The organism is Actinoplanes sp. NPDC051411, from assembly GCF_040682075.1.
Classification (GTDB): domain Bacteria; phylum Actinomycetota; class Actinomycetes; order Mycobacteriales; family Micromonosporaceae; genus Actinoplanes.
Genome location: NZ_JBFBAD010000005.1, coordinates 146,254 through 164,399, shown reverse-complemented (window position 1 = coordinate 164,399; position 18,146 = coordinate 146,254). Strand labels below are relative to the sequence as shown.

Sequence of the window (18,146 nt, the reverse complement as noted above, 5' to 3'; positions counted from 1 at the left end):
TTTCTGTCTCATGACGGAGACCACGCCTGGAGCCTTGCCCGTGCCGTACGTGCCGGGCATGTCCGGACTGTCGGTCATGGCCCGCGGGGGGTATGCCACCGTCTACCGCGCCACGCAGGACTCGGTCGGTCGCGAGGTCGCCATCAAGGTGGAAAACCGCCGCCTGGAGACCAATCGTGACCAGGCCCGGTTTCTTCGCGAGGCGCGGGCGGCCGGGCGCATGTCGTCGCACCCGCACGTCGTCGACCTGTTCGACGTCGGGGTCACGGTCGACCAGCACCCCTACCTGATCATGGAGTTGTGCGACGGGTCGTACCTCGACCGGATGCGGATCAAGCCGCTCGACGCCGCCGAGACCCGCGACATCGGCATCAAGCTGGCCGACGCGCTGGTCCACTCGCACGCCAACGGCGTGCTGCACCGCGACGTGAAGCCGGCCAACATCCTCTACTCGCACTTCAACCCGGCCGTGCTGGCCGACTTCGGGCTGGCCGTGCTGGCCGAGATGCGCGACTCGTCGGTGACCCTCGAGGTGCTGACCCCGGCCTACGCGCCGCCCGAGATGTTCCGGCACGACGAGCCGTCCGGCGCCGCCGACGTCTACGCGCTCTCGGCGACGCTCTACGCGGTGATGCGCGGACGCCCGCCGCGCTGGGACACCGACCGCAGCCCGAGCCTGATCACGCTGATGGACCTGTTCAACCAGCCGATCCCCGACCTGCCCGAGGTGCCGCACTCGCTCACCGAGGTGCTGCGGTGGGGGATGGCCAACGACGCCCGGGCGCGGCCGACGGCCGAGCAGTTCCGGGAGCTGCTCACCGGCGTACAGCTGCAGCCCGGCCCATCGGCCGGGCCGCCCAACGCCTTCCAGGGACCCGGTTCGTTTCAGGGGTTGCCCTTCATCCCCCCGCCGCGGCCCTACGGGGCGGGGGACAACACGCCCACCGTGCACGCCCCGATCAAGCAGCCGCGCCGCAAGCGGCTCTTCGGGCTATTCGGGGTCCAGGACCGCTAGCAGCTCGCCGGTGTCGACCTCGGCCCCCGGGTGCACCGGCAGCGATGCCACCACCCCGGCGCTCGGCGCGTGCACCGGGTGCTCCAGCTTCATCGCCTCCAGCGTGAGCAGCAGCTCGCCGGCGCGCACCCGCTGACCGGGCACGACCAGCACGCGCCGGACCGCGCCGGGCAGCGGGGCGATCAGCGACCCCTCGGCCGCCTCGGGCGCCGGCAGCGGGAAGCGGGACAACTCGCGCAGCCCGACCGAGCCCTCCGGGCTGTCCACGTAGGAGACCGCGCCGACCCGGTGCACGTTGAAGGTCAGCCGGATGCCGTTGACGTCGAGCACCACCTTCTCGTCGCTGGCGTGCACGACCACGGTCCGCGGACGGTCGTCGACCACCGGCGCCTGCCCGAGGCCGGCGAGATCGAGTTCCTCCGGGTCGACCGCGCGCATCCACCAGCCCGACAGCTCGCCGTGCCGGTTCATCCGGTAGCCGACCTCGACCGGCCCGACCGGGCCGTCGTAGACCACGGTCTGCCAGCCCGACGGCACGTTGCGCCATCCGCTGGGAAGAGAACCGAGGACCGGGGCGGTCGCGCGCCGTCCGGCGGCGCCGGCCAGGGCCGCGGCGAGACACGAGATGCGTACGGCGTCGACCGCGCTCAGCAGCGGCGCGAACACCTCGGGGTGCTTGTCGAGGAAACCGGTGTCGACATCGCCGGTGCGGAAGATGTGATGCCGCAACACCCTCACCAGAAGGTCGCGGTTGGTGACCACGCCATGTAATTGCGTACGCGTGAGCGCCGACGCCAGCATCCGGGCCGCCTCCTGTCGCGTGGGCGCCCAGGCGACGAGCTTGGCCAGCGTGGTGTCGTAGTGCACGCCGACCGTCGAGCCGTCCACCGCCCCGGCGTCCAGCCGCAGGCCGGGCTGGGCCAGCGGGCGGAACGCCCCGGCCACGTCGGGCACGTGGAAGCGGTGCAGTGTGCCGGTCGCGGGCAGCCAGGCGTAGGCCGGATCCTCGGCGCAGATCCGCACCTCGATGGCGTGCCCGCGGATCGGCGGCGGGCCCGGCATCGGCAGGCTGCCGCCCTCCGACACCAGCAGCTGGAGGCGCACCAGGTCGTAGCCGGAGACGCACTCGGTGACCGCGTGCTCGGCCTGCAGGGTCGGGGTGAGCTCGAGGAACCAGAAGTCGCCGTCGGAGTCGAGCAGGAACTCGACCGCGCCGGCGCCGACGTAGCCGATCGCGCGGACGGCCACCACCGCGGCCCGGCACAGCTCCTCGCGCAGGCCCGGATCGACGGCCGGGGAGGGCGTCTCCTCGATGATCTTCTGGTAGCGGCGCTGGATCGAGCACTCGCGCTCACCGAACGGGATCACCGCGCCGTGCTCGTCGGCCATGATCGGGATCTCGATGTGCCGGACGTCCTCGACGTACGGCTCGCAGTAGACGTCGTCGCCGACCTCGCGCCGGGTCTGCGCGATCGCCTCGGCCAGCGTCGAGGCGTCCCGGACCACCCGCATGCCGGTGCCCCCGGTGCCGCCCTCCGGCTTGATCAGCACCGGGAACGAGGTCACCTCGGACGGGTCGGTGAACGTCGGCAGCACCGGCACGTGCGCCTCGGCCACGATGTCCTTGGTTTCGGTCTTGCTGCGCAGCGTGCCCAGGGTCTTGGCCGGCGCGCCGACCCAGATCATCCCGGCGTCGGCGACCGCGGCCGCGAACTCCGGGTCCTCGGCCAGCATCCCGATGCCGGGGTGGATGGCGTTCGCCCCCGACCGCTGGGCGGCCACGATCAGCAGGTCGCCGCGCAGGTACGCGCTGCGTGCCGAACCATCGAGCCGGACCGCGTAGTCGGCCTCGGCGACGTGCGGAGCGTCCGCATCGGCGTCGGAGTAGACGGCGACCGTCTCGATGCCGACCAGGCGGCAGGTGGCGAACACCCGGCGGGCGATCTCGCCACGGTCTGCCACCAGAAGACGTCGGATCACAGGTCTACCTTTCCGGGTCGGAATACGCCGACGTGCCCGGCGCCCTCGACGACCGCGCTGTGCACGGCGGACAGGCAGACGCCGAGCACCGTACGGGTGTCGCGAGGGTCGATGACGCCGTCGTCGTTCTTCTCGCCGGCCTTTTCGCCGGCCTTTTCGCCTGCACTGTCGTCGTGGTTCTCGACCGGCCAGCTGAAGACGAAGCGCGGCTCGTCGACGCCGTCCGGCATCCCGGCGCCGCCGACGAGCAGCACCAGGTGCGGGACGGTCGACTTGGCCAGCGCGTGCACCAGCGGGGCGGCCTGCCCCTCCCGGCCGGGTGGCCCGGGGTGGCGCAGGAACAGCAGCGACGTGTCGGCGGCGTTGGCGAGCTGGATGAAGTGCACGGCCTTCTGGGTCTCGGCCGGAGTGAGCTCGGCGCCGACGTTGGCCAGCACGGCCACCGGGTAGCCGTGCAGCTCGCCCCAGCCGGTCACCAGCGCGGTGCCCTGGGCCGGTTTGAACTCGTCGAAGTCGCTGTCGTCGAGGATCCGGGCCAGGACCTCACGCGGGTCGAACAGGGTCGCCGGGTCTACGTCGGCCATGGTCAGCAGGTCGTCGGGGGCGTACCTGGGGCGGCCCGGCGGGAAGGTGCGGGGGCCGGGGCCGCGCTTGCGCCAGTTCAGGCGGCGTACGCACTGGCGGGCCAGCCGCAGGGCGTCGCGCTCGTCCTCGGCCAGTTGGTCGGCCGTTTTCTCGCTCGTGGGCGTCTGCCGGGCGGGCAGCGGAATCGTGATCGTCGGCGAGTGGCCGCGGACCATGATCGTGTAGTCGGAGAGCGCGGGCAGATACGCCGCGTCACCGGTGGTGGCGCCGAAGACTACGCAGACGGTAGGAACCCGTTCGACGGCCAGCCGGCTCAGGTCGCGGGCGATCCCGCCTCCGGGTGCCGCCTCGGGCGCGTCCTCGGCCGCCGACTCGACCAGCGTCACCAGCGGCAGCCGGTTGATCGAGGAGATCCGCGCGGCCCGGCGGATCTTGGACAGGGCGAACGGGTTGACCGCGCCCCCGGCGACCGTCGGATCGTTGGCGACCAGCACGCACTCGACGCCCTCGACCACGCCGAGGCCGGTGACCACGCCCGCGCCGGCCGGCACCTCGGTGCCCCAGGCCGCGACCGGGGACAGCTCGAGGAACGGGCTGTCCCGGTCGAGCAACATCTCGACGCGTTCGCGCGGCAGCAGCTTGCCTCGCGCGTGGTGCCGGGTCACGGCCTTCTCACCGCCGCCCGCGCGGGCCTGGTCGAGCGCCGCCTCGAGCCGGACCAGCCGCTCCAGCGTGGCGCCGCGGCGCTGGAGATAGCCGGGGTTGCGCGGGTCCAGGGTGGTGTCGAGCACGGTCACGTCGGCACCCCGATGCGGAGTACGCCCCCCTGCATGTTCAAAGCCGCAACCTCTCGTGTCCGCCGGTGCCTCTCGACCACCTCCGTAACGAGCGGCTGAGCAGGTGCGACACGGATCCGGTTGTGCGCGCTTTGTCGCCCTTTCGGGCGTAATACACGCGTTTTAGGGGCTACCCGTGTGGGTAGCCCCTAAGCGGATCTTCTCCAAGTCAGACGCGAGCCCGGCGGGCCAGCCGCTCCGGGTCGAGGATGATCACGCTCTTGCCGTCCAGCCGCAGCCAGGCCCGGGAGGCGAAGTCGGCCAGCGCCTTGTTGACCGTCTCGCGGGAGGCACCGACCAGCTGGGCCAGCTCCTCCTGAGTCAGGTCGTGGGTGACCCGCAACACACCACCGTCGCGGGTGCCGAACCGGCCCGCCATCTGAAGCAGGTTTTTGGCCACCCGGCCGGGCACGTCGGTGAAGATCAGGTCGGCCAGCGCGTCATTGGTGCGCCGGAGCCGGCGGGCCAGCACCCGCAGCAGCTGCTCGGCGATCTCCGGGCGGTTGTTGAGCCAGGGCCGGAGCGACGTCTTCTTGAGCCGGGCCATCCGGGCATCGGTCACCGCGGTCGCGGTCGCCGTGCGCGGACCCGGGTCGAACAGGGAGAGCTCGCCGACCATGTCCGACGGTCCCATGATCGACACGAGATTTTGCCGGCCGTCGGCCGCCCGACGACCCAGCTTGATCTTGCCTGAGAGGACGATGTAGAGACTGTCTCCGGCCTCGCCCTCGTTGAACAGGACGTCGCCCTTGCGGACTTCGACCGTGTCCATCTCCTTGGCGAGCGCCTCGGCGGCCTCCGGGTCGACACCCTGGAAGATCCCGCTGCGCGCCAGTACCTCATCCATGCCCGCACCTCCGAACACGCGCAACGCCTGCGCTCGATCAGTCTAGGCGCACGCGGGCGAGAATCGGGCGGGCACCCCTTGATCCAGATACCGGAGGGTAACCGCTTCGGTCGTGACGGCCAGTATTATCCGGGCCCTTGGACAGGGTCGTACAAGCCATTCGACGGTCGTCCGCGATCGCTACCCGACGGTATCGTCACCGTCGATGAATTCCCAGCCCCGGCCCCATTTCGGGCGCGGCGTCCCGACTGTCGGGCCTCCGGTCCGGCGCCATATCGACGTCGATATGTGAAAAGCGTTCAGTCCGATTACCGACGAACCCGGTGGGTGATCGTTCCTGTCGTAGGTCCGGCGTACTCTTTACCGGTGACTGTGGTGGGGCGATCGGTGCTGGACAAATCGGCCCGGAGATTCGCGGGGGAGACGCCGATCGGGCGCAAGCGACGCGCCCGCAAGATGGCCAAGATCCTGGCCGAGACCCATCCCGACGCGCATTGCGAGCTCGATTTCACGACGCCGCTCGAGCTGGCGGTCGCGACCGTCCTCTCCGCGCAGACCACCGACGTTCGGGTCAACCTGGTCACCCCGACGCTGTTCAAGCTCTATCCGACCGCGGCCGACTACGCGGCGGCCGACCGCACCGCGCTCGAGGGGCTGCTGCGGCCGACCGGCTTCTTCCGGGCCAAGACCGACTCGGTGATGAAGCTGGGCCAGGCGCTGGTCGAGAAGTACGACGGGGTGCTGCCCAACAAGCTCGAGCAGCTGGTCGCGCTGCCCGGCATCGGCCGCAAGACGGCCAACGTGATCCTCGGCAACGCGTTCGGCGTCCCCGGCATCACCGTCGACACCCACTTCCGCCGGCTGACCAACCGTTTCGGCTGGGTGCGGGAGGAAGACCCGGTCAAAATCGAGTTCCAGGTCGCCGACCTGATCGAGAAGCGCGACTGGACGATGCTGTCGCACCGGGTGATCTTCCACGGGCGCCGGGTCTGCCACGCGCGCAAGCCGGCCTGCGGCGCGTGCACGCTGGCCGCGCTCTGCCCGTCCTACGGCACCGGCCCGACCGAGGCGCCCGCCGCGGCCAAGCTGCTCAAGGGCCCGCGGGCGCGCGAGCTGGCGGTGGCCGCCGGCGTCGACCCCGAGCTGGTGCCGGCCGCGGCCGTCCTCGACCCGGAGACCCCGTGAGGGTGCGGGGCCCGGCCCGGCCGCCTTCCCGGACCGAGCCGTTCTTCTCGCGCCGCTCGTTCTTGTCGGGCCGCTCGTTCTTCTCGCGCCGCCCGTTCTTCTCGGGCCGCTCGTTCTTCTCGGGCCGCCCGCTCCTTTCGGGCCGCTCGTTCTTCTCGGGCCGCCCGCTCCTTTCGGGCCGCTCGTTCTTCTCGGGCCGCCCGCTCCTTTCGGGCCGATCGCTTTCGCCGGATCGCTCGGCGGCCCCGGCCGGCGTTCGGGCTCTGCGCCGGTGGATCGCTGGGCTTGCCGTTCTCCTGCTCGCGCTCGCGGCGGCCGCCTGCTCCGGCAAAGGCGACGACACGCCGTCCCCCTTTGCCGACTGCTCGGCGATCACCGCCCCGCCCGCCGCTGGGCCGACCGACCTGCCCGATCTGCGGCTGCCCTGCTTCACCGGAGGACAGCAGGTCGCGCTGACCGAGATCAAGGGCCCGGCCGTGATCAACTTCTGGGCGTCCTGGTGCGGGCCGTGCCGCACCGAACTGCCGGTGATCCAAAAGCTGGCCACCACGGAGGCGGGCAAGCTGACCGTGCTCGGGGTCGACACCGGCGACTCGCGCGAGGCGGGTGCGTCCTTCGCCGCCGCCAAGCAGGTCACGATGCCCAACCTCGTCGACGCCGACAAGAAACTGTTCTACGCGCTCTCCGGGCAGGGGCTGCCGATGACCGTGTTCGTCGACAAGACCGGCCACCGCACGGTCTATCGGCTGCCGCTCACCGACAAGTCGCTGCCCGACCAGGTGCGTCAGCACACCGGTGTGACGGTGACACGGTGACTCGCGGGCAGCTGGTCGAGCGGCCGGCCGACCTGCCGGGCTGGTTCGACCCGCTGCTCGGGCGGGTCGCGTCGTTGCGTACGGAAGACTTCTCCGCCCTGCGGGCGCCGGTCGGCGGCGGCCGGCCCAGCGCGGTCCTGGTGTTGTTCGGCGAGAGCGAGGAGACCGGCCCCGACCTGCTCGTGCTGCAGCGAGCCGCGACAATGCGCAATCACGCCGGGCAACCCGCGTTCCCCGGCGGCGGCACCGACCCGGAGGACGCCGACGCGATCGCCACCGCGCTGCGCGAGGCGAGCGAAGAGGTCGGGCTCGACCCGGCCAGCGTCGAGGTGCTCGGCCGGCTCCCCGAGCTCTACATTCCGGTCAGCTCGTTCGTGGTGACGCCGGTGCTGGCCTGGTGGCGGCGGCCGCACCCGGTCCGCCCGTGCCAGCCGGCCGAGGTCGCGCACGTCGCCCGATTGCCGATCAGTGAACTCGTCGACCCGGAGAACCGTATTCGGGTGCGGCACCGCAGTGGTTGGGTCGGACCGGCGTTCCAGGTCCGTGGCATGCTCGTCTGGGGCTTCACGGCAGGGGTGATCTCGACATTGCTCGACATCGGTGGCTGGTCGCAACCCTGGCAGCCCGGCCGCATAGTGGAGTTACCGGAAGCATCCGCTCCCGTGCCGGCCGCACGCAGCGGCGCGCCCGACGAGGTGCTCCCATGATCCACGGGTGGTCCCGCGTCTCTACGCTGAGTGAGTGTCCGTGGTCGATGCCATCCTGATTCTGCTCATGCTGATCTTCGCGATCAGCGGTTACCGGCAAGGTTTCGTCATCGGCGCCCTGTCGTTCGGCGGCTTCTTCAGCGGCGTGCTCATCGGCCTCCAGCTCGGCCCGCTGCTGGCCAACCGGTTCAGCGACAGCACCGCCCGCCTGGTGGTCTCGCTCGTGGCGATCTTCGCGTTGGCGGTTCTCGGGCAGACCCTGGCCGGATGGTTCGGCACCCACCTGCGGCGGGCCATCTCGAGCCCGCCCCTGCAAAGGGTCGACGACCTCGGCGGTGCGTTGATCTCGCTGGTCGCGGTGCTCCTGGTGGCCTGGCTGATCGCGGTGCCGCTCGCGTCGACACCATTCCCCGGCCTCAACAAGGCGGTGCGCAGCAGCGCGATCCTCGGCGGCATCAACAGCGTCATGCCCGAGCAGGCCCAGGCGCTCTCGTCGGCGCTGCGCGACACCCTCGACACCAGCGGCTTCCCCAACGTGCTCGGCGGCCTCTCCCGGACCAACGCCAAGGAGGTCGCGGCGCCCGACCCCAAGCTGGCCGGCTCCGAGGTCGTGCAAAAATCGAAAAAATCGGTGCTCAAGGTGCTGGGCACGGCACCGAGTTGCTCCCGGCGGATCGAGGGATCCGGCTTCGTGTACGCGCCGGAGCGCGTCATGACCAACGCCCACGTCGTCGCCGGCACGCGTGACCTCGTGGTCGAGGACAACAGCGGCCGGCACGAGGGCACGGTCGTGGTCTACGACCCCGAGCGCGACCTCGCGGTGATCTATGTGCCCGGTCTCAAAGCGCCGGTGATTCCGTTCGCGCCCAAGGCGGCCGGCAGCGGGGCCAACGCGATCGTGCTGGGCTATCCGCAGGACGGGCCGTACGACGCGCAGTCGGCCCGGGTGCGCGACGCCGACGAGCTGCCCGGCCGCGACATCTACGACCAGAACGACATCACCCGCGACATCTATACGATCCGGTCGCTGGTGCGCAGCGGGAACTCGGGCGGCCCCCTGATCACGCCGGGCGGCCAGGTGCTGGGCGTGATCTTCGCGGCGGCGGCCGACGACCGGAACACCGGCTTCGCCCTGACCGCGAGCGAGGCGGCGCCGATCGCCCAGCAGGGTGCGGGCCGCACCCGAGGCGTCCAGACCGGCGACTGCGCCTGATCCGGGCTTCATGAGGGCGGTGCGGGGGCCCTCGTGCGCGGCCCTAGTTGCCGCCCGCAAGGGCGGCCTTGGGGGGTGTGATGCGCGGCCCTAGTTGCCGCGTAACGGGCGGCCTTGCGCGTGCTGGGCGGCCTACGTGGTCCGGTTGCCGCCTGCAAGGACGGTCTCGCGTGTCACGGGCGGCTCCGCGGCCCGGCCAAGGGCGGCCGTACGCATCCGGCGCGGTCTCCATGGCCCGGTTGCCCCGTGCAAGGGCGGCCGTGCGGTCCTTAGTTTCCGGCATGCGGGCCGCCGGCCCCGGCACCTGCGGGGCCCGCCTTCGCGCGGCACTAAAAGCCTGCTTGTAAGACGATCACGCGTCCGGGGCGGCCTTGCCCTTGGCCGCGGCGGGTCAGGGTCAGGTGGTGCTGGAGAAGCGGCGGATCGTCAGCAGGGCGGCCACGGCGGAGAGCAGGAAGAGGATCGCTGCGGCCCACCAGCCGTGCCGGATCGGGCTGGCCGCCTCCCGGATCGCCGGGGCGCCGCCATTGCCGGCGTCGGCCAGGGCCGGCGGGCGTTGCACGGCGCCGACCGCGCCGTCGGGCGCCGACTGGGCCTGACCGGAGACCGGGGCCGCGCCGAACTGGGCGATCCCCGGCGGCGGCGACGTGTCGAGCGGGTTGTCGAACACCGCCGGGACATCGGCGGTCAGCGCCCCGGTCGGATTGACCAGGCCGAAGCCGAAGACCGGGTCGCGGCCGGGGGTCCCGAGATCCTTGGCCGTGCGGATGATGCGGTTGACGACCTCGCCGGCCGGCATCGTCGGCCAGCGGGAACGGATCAGTGCCGCGGTGCCGGCCACCATCGGCGCGGCGAAGCTGGTGCCCTGCACCTTCCAGTAGCCGCCCGGGCGGGCGCCGATCAGGTCGGTGGCGGGGGCGGAGACCACTGTGTCCTGGCCGGTGATCGAGCCCGGCCAGACGGCGTCGCCGGCCCGGTCGGTGCCGGCCACCGCGATCACGCCGGGCTCGCGAGCCGGGTACCACACCTGGTCGGTTGTGGAGGCGCTGGTGTTGCCGGTGCAGGCGACGACCACGACGTCCTTGGCGAACGCGTAGTCGAGGGCCGCGGCCAGCGCCGGGCTGCTGCCGTTGCCACCCAGGGAGAGGTTGATGACCCGGGCGCCGTGGTCGACCGCCCAGCGAACGCCCTTGGCCACGATGATCGCGTCGTTGTAGCGATTTTCCTCGTTCAGCACGCGGACCGGCAGGATCTTGGATTTGGGCGCGATGCCGATCACTCCGGCGTTGTCGTCGCCGCGCCCCGCGATGATCGCCGAGACCGTGGTGCCGTGGCCGACCAGGTCGGTGTCGCCGTTGCCCTTCGGGTCGACCAGGTCGAGGCCGGGCAGCACCTGGCCGTTGAGGTCGGGATGGTCGGCGTCCACCCCGGAGTCGATGACCGCCACCGTGACGCCGGCACCGTCGGCATAGACCCAGGCGCCGGCCACGTTCAGCGTCTTGAGGTGCCATTGCTCCTCGCGGACCGAATCGCCGACCAGCGGGTTGGGGTCGACGTCGGGCGACGGGACGGCCCGGGCCGGGCCGGCGGTCAGGCCGAGCGCGAGGAACCCGGCCGTGACGGCGGAGCCCCATCGACGGGAGATCAGCAATGCCCACCGCCGGGTGCGGCGCCGTGGGACATGACACGGCGCGCCCTGCCGGGCCGGCAAGCCAAACGCGCAGCAATCACGGGTCGCATCGCCAATCCTGATCCTGGACGGTCGATGCAGATTACTCCGAAAACGCGTTGCGGTGCCCTTATCGGTCGATGGTTATCGCACAGCCAGTGTGTCAGTTTCCGGGGTCTGAGAACGGTGGCAGATGGGCAATCTGTACCAATCGGACGCCCTCGCGGCGGGTGATCAGTCGTCCCCGGCCGGGCGGCATCGGCGTCGGGCGGACCGCGCCGATCAGCGCACCCTCGTCGGGTGAACCCGACATCACCAGGCCCGGCGCGGACAGTTCGCGCAGCCGCTGGATCACCGGCTCGAACAGGGCCCGGCCGGCGCCGCCGGACCGCCGGGTCAGCACCAGGTGCAGGCCGACGTCGCGGGCCTGCGGCAGGTATTCGAGCAGCGGGGTGAGCGGGTTGGTCGGGCCGGCCACGACCAGGTCGTAGTCGTCGACCAGCACGAACAACTCCGGCCCGGTCCACCAGGAACGGTCGCGCAACTGCTGGGCGGTGACGTCGGGGCCGGGCAGGCGGCGCTCCATGTAGCCGGCCACCGACTGCATCAGCTCCAGCGACTTCTGGGCCTGGATGCCGTACCCGATGCGGTGCTCCGACTCGGGCATGTCCATCAGGCTGCGCCGGTAGTCGACCAGGATGATCCGGGCCTCCTCCGGGGCGTACTTCCGGATGATCGTGGTGGCCAGCGAACGCAGGAACGACGACTTGCCGGACTCGGAGTCGCCGAACAGCAGGAAGTGCGGATCGGAGGCGAAGTCGATCTCGACCTGCCGCAGGTCGGCCTCGGCGATGCCGATCGGCAGCCGCAGGCCGGTGGTGCGCTCGACGTCGAGCTCGGTGTAGGGGACCAGGGACGGCAGCATGCGTACCCGCGGCGCGATCGGCCCGTGCCAGTTGGTGACGATCGCCTTGACCAGCGCCGCGGTGTCGCCCATCGTGCTCAGCTCGGGCCGCAGGGTCAGCAGGTGCAGGCTCTTGTTCTTGTCCGAGGGGTGCTCGATGATGCCCCGGCCCGGCTTCTCGGGCACGGTCATCGCCGCCCGCCGGTTGATCAGCGAGTCGGTCGGGTCGCCCAGCCGCAGCTCGAGCCGGGAGCCGAAGAGGTCGCGGATCACCGGGCGGAAGTCCATCCAGCGCGAGGTCGACGCGACTATGTGGATGCCGTACGACAGGCCGCGGGTGGCGATGTCGGTGATGACCCCTTCGAGCTCCTCGAACTCCTTGCGGAGCGTGGCCCAGCCGTCGATGAACAGGAAGACGTCGCCGAACGGGTCGTCGGTCGCGGCCCCGCCCAGACCGGCCGCGTTGGCCCGCCGCCGGCGATAGGTGGCCATGGACTCGATCCCCATCGCGGCGAAGCGCTCCTCGCGCTCGGTGAGCAGAGTGGAGATCTCACCGACCGTACGCCGAACCCCGACCGCGTCGAGCCGGCCCGAGACCCCGCCGACGTGCGGCAGATCGCGCAGCGTGCCCAGCGAGCCGCCGCCGAAGTCGAGGCAGTAGACCTGCACCTCGGCCGGCGTGTGGGTCAGCGCGAGCCCGCAGATCATCGAGCGCATCGCGGTCGACTTGCCGCTGAGCGTCGAGCCGACGATCGCCACGTGCCCGGCCGCGCCGGCCAGCTGCAGCCACATCACGTCGCGCAGCTGCTCGCGCGGCTTGTCGACCAGCGCGATCGGCACCTGCAGCGAGCCGTGCAGCTCCGGGTTGGCGAACGCCAGGCCACGGGCCGGGTCGGCGACCACCGGCCCGAGCAGCTCGTCGAGGGCCGCGGACTGGTTGAGCGGGGGCAGCCAGACCTGGTGGGCCGGGGGTCCCTGACCGTTGAGCCGGTCGACGAGCACGTCGAGCACGCTCTCGCCGGACGGAACCTCCTCGGGCTTCGGCTCGACCGGCTTGGCCTGCTTGGGCACCGGCACGTAATTGGTCGAGTAGGTCAGCACCTGAGGAACCGAACCCGTGCCACTCGCGCCGGCACCCCGGGCGCCGGCTTTCTGCATCGGCCCCGAGACGTACGCCGCCTTGAAGCGCAACAGCGGTTCGGTGCCGAATTTCAGGTAGCCGTGACCGGGCGACCGGGGCAGTTCGTAGGCGTCCGGAACGCCGAGCACCGCCCGCGACTCGAGCGCCGAGAACGTCCGCAGGCCGACCCGGTAGGAGAGGTGGGTGTCGAGGCCCCGCAGCCGGCCCTCCTCGAGCCGCTGGCTGGCCAGCAGCAGGTGCACGCCGAGCGACCGGCCGAGGCGTCCGATCTGGACGAACAGGTCGATGAAGTCGGGCTTGGCCGAGAGCAGCTCGGAGAACTCGTCGCAGATGACCAGCAGCGACGGCAACGGCGGGAGGGCCGCGCCGCCCAGTCGCGCCTTCTCGTAGTCGCGCAGACTGGCGTAGTTGCCGGCCTTGCGCAGCAGCTCCTGCCGCCGGGTCATCTCGCCCTCGATGGCGTCGACCATGCGGTCGACCAGCACCAGCTCGTCGGCCAGGTTGGTGATCACGGCCGCGGTGTGCGGCAACCGGTCGAGCGAGGAGAAGGTCGCGCCGCCCTTGAAGTCGATCAGCACGAAGTTGAGCGTCTCCGACGAGTGCGTCGAGGCGAGCGCCATCACCAGGGTGCGCAGCAGCTCGGACTTGCCCGAGCCGGTCGCCCCGATGAGCAGGCCGTGCGGGCCCATGCCGTCCTGAGCCGACTCCTTGAGGTCGAGCTCGATCGAGCTGCCGTCGGCGCCGACCCCGATCGGCACCCGCAGCTTGTCGCGGTTGGGCCGGGGCATCCAGTGCTGGGCGACGCTGAACGTCTCGGGGTCGCCCAGGCCGAGCAGCTCGGCCAGGCCCATCTGCGCCGCGAGCGGAGTGTCCGACGACTTGGACATCGCGGCCAGCCGCAGCGGGGAGAGCCGTCGCGCGATCGCCTCAGCCTGCTCCACGGTCAGTTGATCGGGCGTGCCGACTTCGGCCTCGTGGTCCATCGCGTACGTAAAGAGCGCCCGCCGGCCGCCGGCGGCGTTATGCACCTCGAGGACGAGCAGCGACCGGTCGAGGAGGCGGGGCGGCTGCTCGTCGAGGTCGAGAACGGTGACGCCGTCGATGCCGTCGTCGAGCTGAGTGGCGCCCTTGAGGTTGATCCCGTCGAGAACGATCACCACGTGGGGTCCGGTGTGGCTGGAGCCGGCCGGGTTGAACCGCGGCCGGTTGCCGATCACGTCTTCGAGCAGCTTCTCCAGGTCTTGCCCGGTGCTGGCGACGAGCCGCACGTGGCCGAGCCGGTCGGTGCGCGACGGGTGCAGGTTGTGCGGGAGCCACTTGACCCACTCCCAGGCCGGCCGCCGCTCGGACCCGGCGCAGATCGCGATGATCATGTCGTCGGGGGCGTGGAACGTGGCCAGCTGGGTGAGCACGGCCCGGGTCAGCGAGCGGGCGTCGCGTTCGCCGTTGGGCCCGCTGCCGCGCAGGAAGACCCGGCCGAAGCCGCGCAGCGAGACCGCCACCGGCAGATCGGGGACGACCGAATAGGCGTCGAGGAAGCGGCGCAGGGCACCCGCGGTCATCGGCTCGAGCTCGTCCAGCGGGCGGGTGACCGGCGGGATCAGCGGCGTGGCCAGGGTCTGCGGGCCGACCGCCAGGCGCACGACGCCGAAGTCGGGGTCGGCCGGCCGTCGCTCCCAGACCCGGTGGCTGGCCGCGGTCGACCAGAGCTGGCTGGGATCGGGATGCCGGTAGAGCAGGCCGATCCGCTGCTTGCCGGCGGTCTCGCGGACCCGGCGGCGCAGACCGGCCAGATGGCGCAGATATTCGCGGCGGGCCGACATCATCTCGGCCTTCTTGGGCGTGCCGCCGGAACCGAAGCTGGTCGCCAGCATCGCCACCGAGGAGAAGCCGAAGAGACCACCGATGACGTAGCGGTAGGCGCCTCCGCTGCCCTGGCTCATCATCATCGCCATGGCGACCGAGCCGCCGAGCATCGGCAGGCCCATCATGGCCTGCTGCCAGCGGCCGCCCGCGGCCTGGGGGATCTCCGGCGGCGCCTCGACGGCCAGCTCCCCGGTCGGAATCTCCGGGGCCGGTCGCCGTGCCGACCGTTTGATCACCACCGTGCTCATGCGAGGCTTGTCCCTTTCGTCTCCCCGTGCGCGCGCCGGTCACCGGACATCGCGTGGAGCCCATCGTAGGTAAAGTGCGCTCATCTCCGCAGCCTCGCTTCCGACCGCTCCACCCACCACCCTAAGGTCGGCTGAAGGCTGATCATCGTCGATGGAAAAAGGTCTGAACCAGTCATGAGCGTCGGTCTCGCCCGGGTCACTATCAACGCTCCGCAACGCCGCGTTGATGTGGCGCTCCCCGAGCACGTGCCGCTGGCCGAGCTGCTGCCGGAAGTCCTGCGGCACGCCGGCGAGGGACTGGCCGACGACGGCGAGAAGCACGGCGGCTGGGTGCTGCGGCGCACCGACGGGGTCGCGCTCGCGACCGGTCAGGGCCTCTTCCCGCAGGGCGTCCGCGACGGCGAGGTGCTGCACCTCGTGCCGGCCCGCGACAACTGGCCCGAACTCGAATACGACGACGTCGTCGAGGCGATCGCCGAGGGCGCCCGCCGCCGGGGCAGCGTCTGGACGCCGGCCTCGACGCGGACGGCGACGCTGGCCGGGGCCGGGGTGGTGCTCCTGCTCGGACTGGTCGGGCTGCTGCTGGCCGGCCCGGCGATGACCGGGGCGCCGTTCGCCGGGCTCGGCGTCGCGGTGCTGCTCGCGCTGGCCGGCGTCACGGCCTCCCGGGCGTACGGCGATGCCCGCGCGGGTGCGGCCTTCGGGGCGTACGCGATGCCCTACGCGTTCGTCGGCGGGGCCGCGCTGGTGGCGACCGACGACCGGGTGGGCGCCCTCGGCTGGCTGCCCTGGCTCGGCGACTCCGAGCTGCTGGCCGGCGCGGTCGCGCTGCTGCTGATCGCGGCGCTCGGCGGGGTCGGCGTGTCGGCGTCGCTGCGGCTGTTCACAGCCGGCGCGGTGGCCGGCCTGTTCACCGCGGTCACGGCGATCGTCGGCATGTTCACCTCGGCGGCCGGTGCGGCGGCGGTGCTGGCCGCGATCCTGGTCTGCGGCATCGGCGCACTGCCGCTGCTGGCGATCCGGTTCGGCAAGATGCCGACGCCGCCGGTCACCCTGCCGACCGGCAGCGAGGCGGCCGAGAGGTTCACCGGGGTCAGCTCCGACCGGGCCCTCGACGCGGCCCGCGAGCGCCCCGACCGGGCGACCGTCTTCGCCGCGGTGGCCCGCACGGAAGAGCTGCTGGCGGGCATGCTGCTCGGCCACGCGGTGCTGGCGATCGGCGCGTTCCTGGTGCTGGCGACGTCGGACGCGCTCTCGGCCCGCCTCCTGACCGGGGTCGCGGCGGCCGCGCTGCTGCTGCGCTCGCGCCTGTTCGTGACGCTGCGCCAGCGGGTGCCGCTGGTCGTCGGCGGGCTGGCCGGGGTGTTCTCGCTCGGCTGGAACATGCTGGCCCACGCCGACTCGACCGTCCTGCTCGGCGTGATCGGCATCGGCCTGGTCCTCGCGGTCGTGACCGTCGCCGCCGGCGCGACGTACTCCCGCCGGCCGCCCTCGCCCTACCTGGGCCGGGCCGCCGACCTGGTCGACACCCTGGCCGTCGTCTCGGTCATCCCGATCGCCTGCGCGGTCGTCGGCCTCTACGGCGCCGTCGGCAACCTGGGCCACTGAACACAACAGGCGCCCTGCCCAGTGCAAGGCGCCTGTTTTCGCGGGCGGCGATGAATCAGAACTATTCGTCGTGGTGTTCGGCGACCTCGGCCCGCTTGAACGAGGCCCGAATCTCCTCCTCGGCCTCCGTCCGGCCGACCCAGGTCGCGCCCTCGACCGATTTGCCCGGCTCGAGGTCCTTGTAGACCGTGAAGAAGTGCTGGATCTCCATCCGGTCGAACTCGCCGAGGTGGTGGATGTCGCGCAGGTGCTCCTGGCGCGGGTCCTCGAACGGCACGCAGAGAACCTTGTCGTCCGGGCCCTTCTCGTCACGCATGCGGAACATGCCGATCGCGCGGGCCCGCACCAGGCAGCCGGGGAACGTCGGCTCCTGGATCAGGACCAGGGCGTCCAGCGGGTCGCCGTCCTGGCCGAGGGTGCCTTCGATGAAGCCGTAGTCCGCGGGGTACTGCGTCGCGGTGAAGAGGGTCCGGTCAAGGCGGATGCGCCCGGTCTTGTGATCGACCTCGTACTTGTTCCGCTGGCCCTTGGGGATCTCAACTAGTACGTCGAAATCCATCGTCATGCTCCCTTGTTCGCCCGCCTGAGAAAGCCGGTCACCACAGGCGGAGAACCGCGGCGGAAATAGCTCGCCGACAGGATCCGCGCGCGCCGGTGTGCCGGATGTCGCTAGTCTCCCCTAAGTCTGTCGCCAAGAACGAGGAGGGGCTCGTGGGGAGGCAGGATTCACATAGTGATCCCGTCGACGGCGGCGTGTCCGAGCCCCGCCGCGACTACCAGAACGGTAACCCCGTGCCGGGTCACGCGGGTGTGCCTTTCTCAGGCCCGGCCACCAGCGGCCCCCACAAAACGGATCAATACGGCATATCGCCCGGTCACCCGGGCGTCGCTTCCGGCGCCCCTTGGGGTACGGGTGGGGAAGCGCCGCCCCGTTTCCCCGCGAGTGATCCGCAGTTAAGCCCTGTGAGCTGGGGAAACCCTCAGCAGACGCGGTGGCGTGGCGCAGACGGGGAAGATCGACAGATGCAGCCGCAGGGACCGGACCGGGAATCCGCCGAACCGGCATCGTGGGGACAGGGGCGCCCGGGTGCCCAGCAACCGGCGCAGCCGCAAGTGTCGGATTGGCGCCAACCGCCGTCCCAGCCCGCGGGAGACCCGTGGCCGGCCCAGTCGCCGACCTCCGCGTGGCCGGGCGACCCGGCCCAGCGGCCGGGCGCCTCCCACCCCCCATCCACCCCGCCGGGGGCGGCCGGCCCCCGCGCCCCCCGCCCGGGGGCCCCCGGGGGCCGCCCCCGGCCCCGCCCCCCGGGGGGCCGGGCCCCCCGCCCCCGCGGCGGGCCCCCCCCCCCCACCACACCCCCCCGCGGCCGGCCGCGGCCGCCCGCTCAGTCCCGCCAGACACTGCGGGTTGGCCGAGCCAGCAGCAGGACCCGGCCAGCGGCTCGGGCCAGTCCGAAACCCCGGGTCGGCCGAGCCGACAGCAGCCCGCGGCCGGTGGGCCCGGCCAGTCGGACGCCGCAGCTTGGC

12 protein-coding genes are annotated in these 18,146 nt (G+C 71.8%); 6 read left to right on the top strand and 6 right to left on the bottom strand.

Annotated elements, in window-relative coordinates; translation table 11 throughout:
• The first annotated feature begins 10 nt into the window (after positions 1-10).
• On the top strand, positions 11-1,015 hold the full coding sequence (locus AB0M88_RS04560) for a serine/threonine-protein kinase (RefSeq protein ID WP_364095266.1): 1,005 nt from the start codon (positions 11-13) through the stop codon (positions 1,013-1,015).
• Here the strand turns inward: AB0M88_RS04560 and AB0M88_RS04555 are convergent.
• From AB0M88_RS04555 to AB0M88_RS04545, 3 genes are all read right to left on the bottom strand, one after another.
• On the bottom strand, positions 992-2,995 hold the full coding sequence (locus tag AB0M88_RS04555) for a biotin carboxylase N-terminal domain-containing protein (RefSeq protein WP_364095264.1): 2,004 nt from the start codon (positions 2,993-2,995) through the stop codon (positions 992-994). The genes AB0M88_RS04560 and AB0M88_RS04555 overlap by 24 nt on opposite strands.
• Entirely contained in the window at positions 2,992-4,377 is a 1,386-nt protein-coding gene (locus AB0M88_RS04550) for a carboxyl transferase domain-containing protein (RefSeq protein ID WP_364095261.1), read from the bottom strand. Before AB0M88_RS04550 ends, AB0M88_RS04555 begins: the two co-directional genes overlap by 4 nt.
• A 208-nt stretch (positions 4,378-4,585) precedes the next feature.
• Positions 4,586-5,263 carry a Crp/Fnr family transcriptional regulator gene (locus AB0M88_RS04545; protein ID WP_203078383.1) on the bottom strand — a complete coding sequence of 226 codons (678 nt, stop codon included), beginning with the start codon at positions 5,261-5,263 and terminating at the stop codon, positions 4,586-4,588.
• A 372-nt stretch (positions 5,264-5,635) separates the two neighbouring features.
• On the opposite strand from AB0M88_RS04545, the gene nth reads away from it, so the two are divergent.
• From nth to AB0M88_RS04525, 4 genes are read left to right on the top strand one after another with little or no spacing between them, the layout of a single operon-like run.
• Positions 5,636-6,448, top strand: a complete 813-nt coding sequence (gene nth / locus AB0M88_RS04540; protein WP_364095331.1) for an endonuclease III — start codon at positions 5,636-5,638, stop codon at positions 6,446-6,448.
• Positions 6,445-7,263, top strand: coding sequence for a TlpA disulfide reductase family protein (locus tag AB0M88_RS04535; RefSeq protein ID WP_364095258.1), 819 nt, complete (start codon positions 6,445-6,447; stop codon positions 7,261-7,263). The genes nth and AB0M88_RS04535 overlap by 4 nt, the downstream gene beginning before the upstream one ends.
• Positions 7,260-7,970, top strand: a complete 711-nt coding sequence (locus tag AB0M88_RS04530; protein WP_364095256.1) for a CoA pyrophosphatase — start codon at positions 7,260-7,262, stop codon at positions 7,968-7,970. Before AB0M88_RS04535 ends, AB0M88_RS04530 begins: the two co-directional genes overlap by 4 nt.
• A gap of 34 nt (positions 7,971-8,004) precedes the next feature.
• Positions 8,005-9,183, top strand: coding sequence for a MarP family serine protease (locus AB0M88_RS04525; RefSeq protein ID WP_364095255.1), 1,179 nt, complete (start codon positions 8,005-8,007; stop codon positions 9,181-9,183).
• Between the two features lie 397 nt (positions 9,184-9,580).
• Here the strand turns inward: AB0M88_RS04525 and mycP are convergent, their stop codons facing one another.
• Both mycP and eccCa read right to left on the bottom strand, forming a co-directional pair.
• Entirely contained in the window at positions 9,581-10,834 is a 1,254-nt protein-coding gene (gene mycP / locus AB0M88_RS04520; protein ID WP_364095253.1) for a type VII secretion-associated serine protease mycosin, read from the bottom strand.
• A gap of 181 nt (positions 10,835-11,015) precedes the next feature.
• Positions 11,016-15,011, bottom strand: a complete 3,996-nt coding sequence (gene eccCa, locus AB0M88_RS04515) for a type VII secretion protein EccCa (RefSeq protein ID WP_364095251.1) — start codon at positions 15,009-15,011, stop codon at positions 11,016-11,018.
• A 174-nt stretch (positions 15,012-15,185) separates the two neighbouring features.
• Between eccCa and eccD the strand changes: the two genes are divergently transcribed.
• A complete protein-coding gene (eccD, locus tag AB0M88_RS04510; protein ID WP_364095250.1) occupies positions 15,186-16,619 on the top strand; it encodes a type VII secretion integral membrane protein EccD in 1,434 nt (477 codons plus the stop codon).
• A 61-nt stretch (positions 16,620-16,680) separates the two neighbouring features.
• On the opposite strand, the gene AB0M88_RS04505 is transcribed toward eccD, so the two are convergent.
• Positions 16,681-17,178 carry an inorganic diphosphatase gene (locus tag AB0M88_RS04505; RefSeq protein ID WP_364095249.1) on the bottom strand — a complete coding sequence of 166 codons (498 nt, stop codon included), beginning with the start codon at positions 17,176-17,178 and terminating at the stop codon, positions 16,681-16,683.
• Positions 17,179-18,146: the final 968 nt, after the last annotated feature.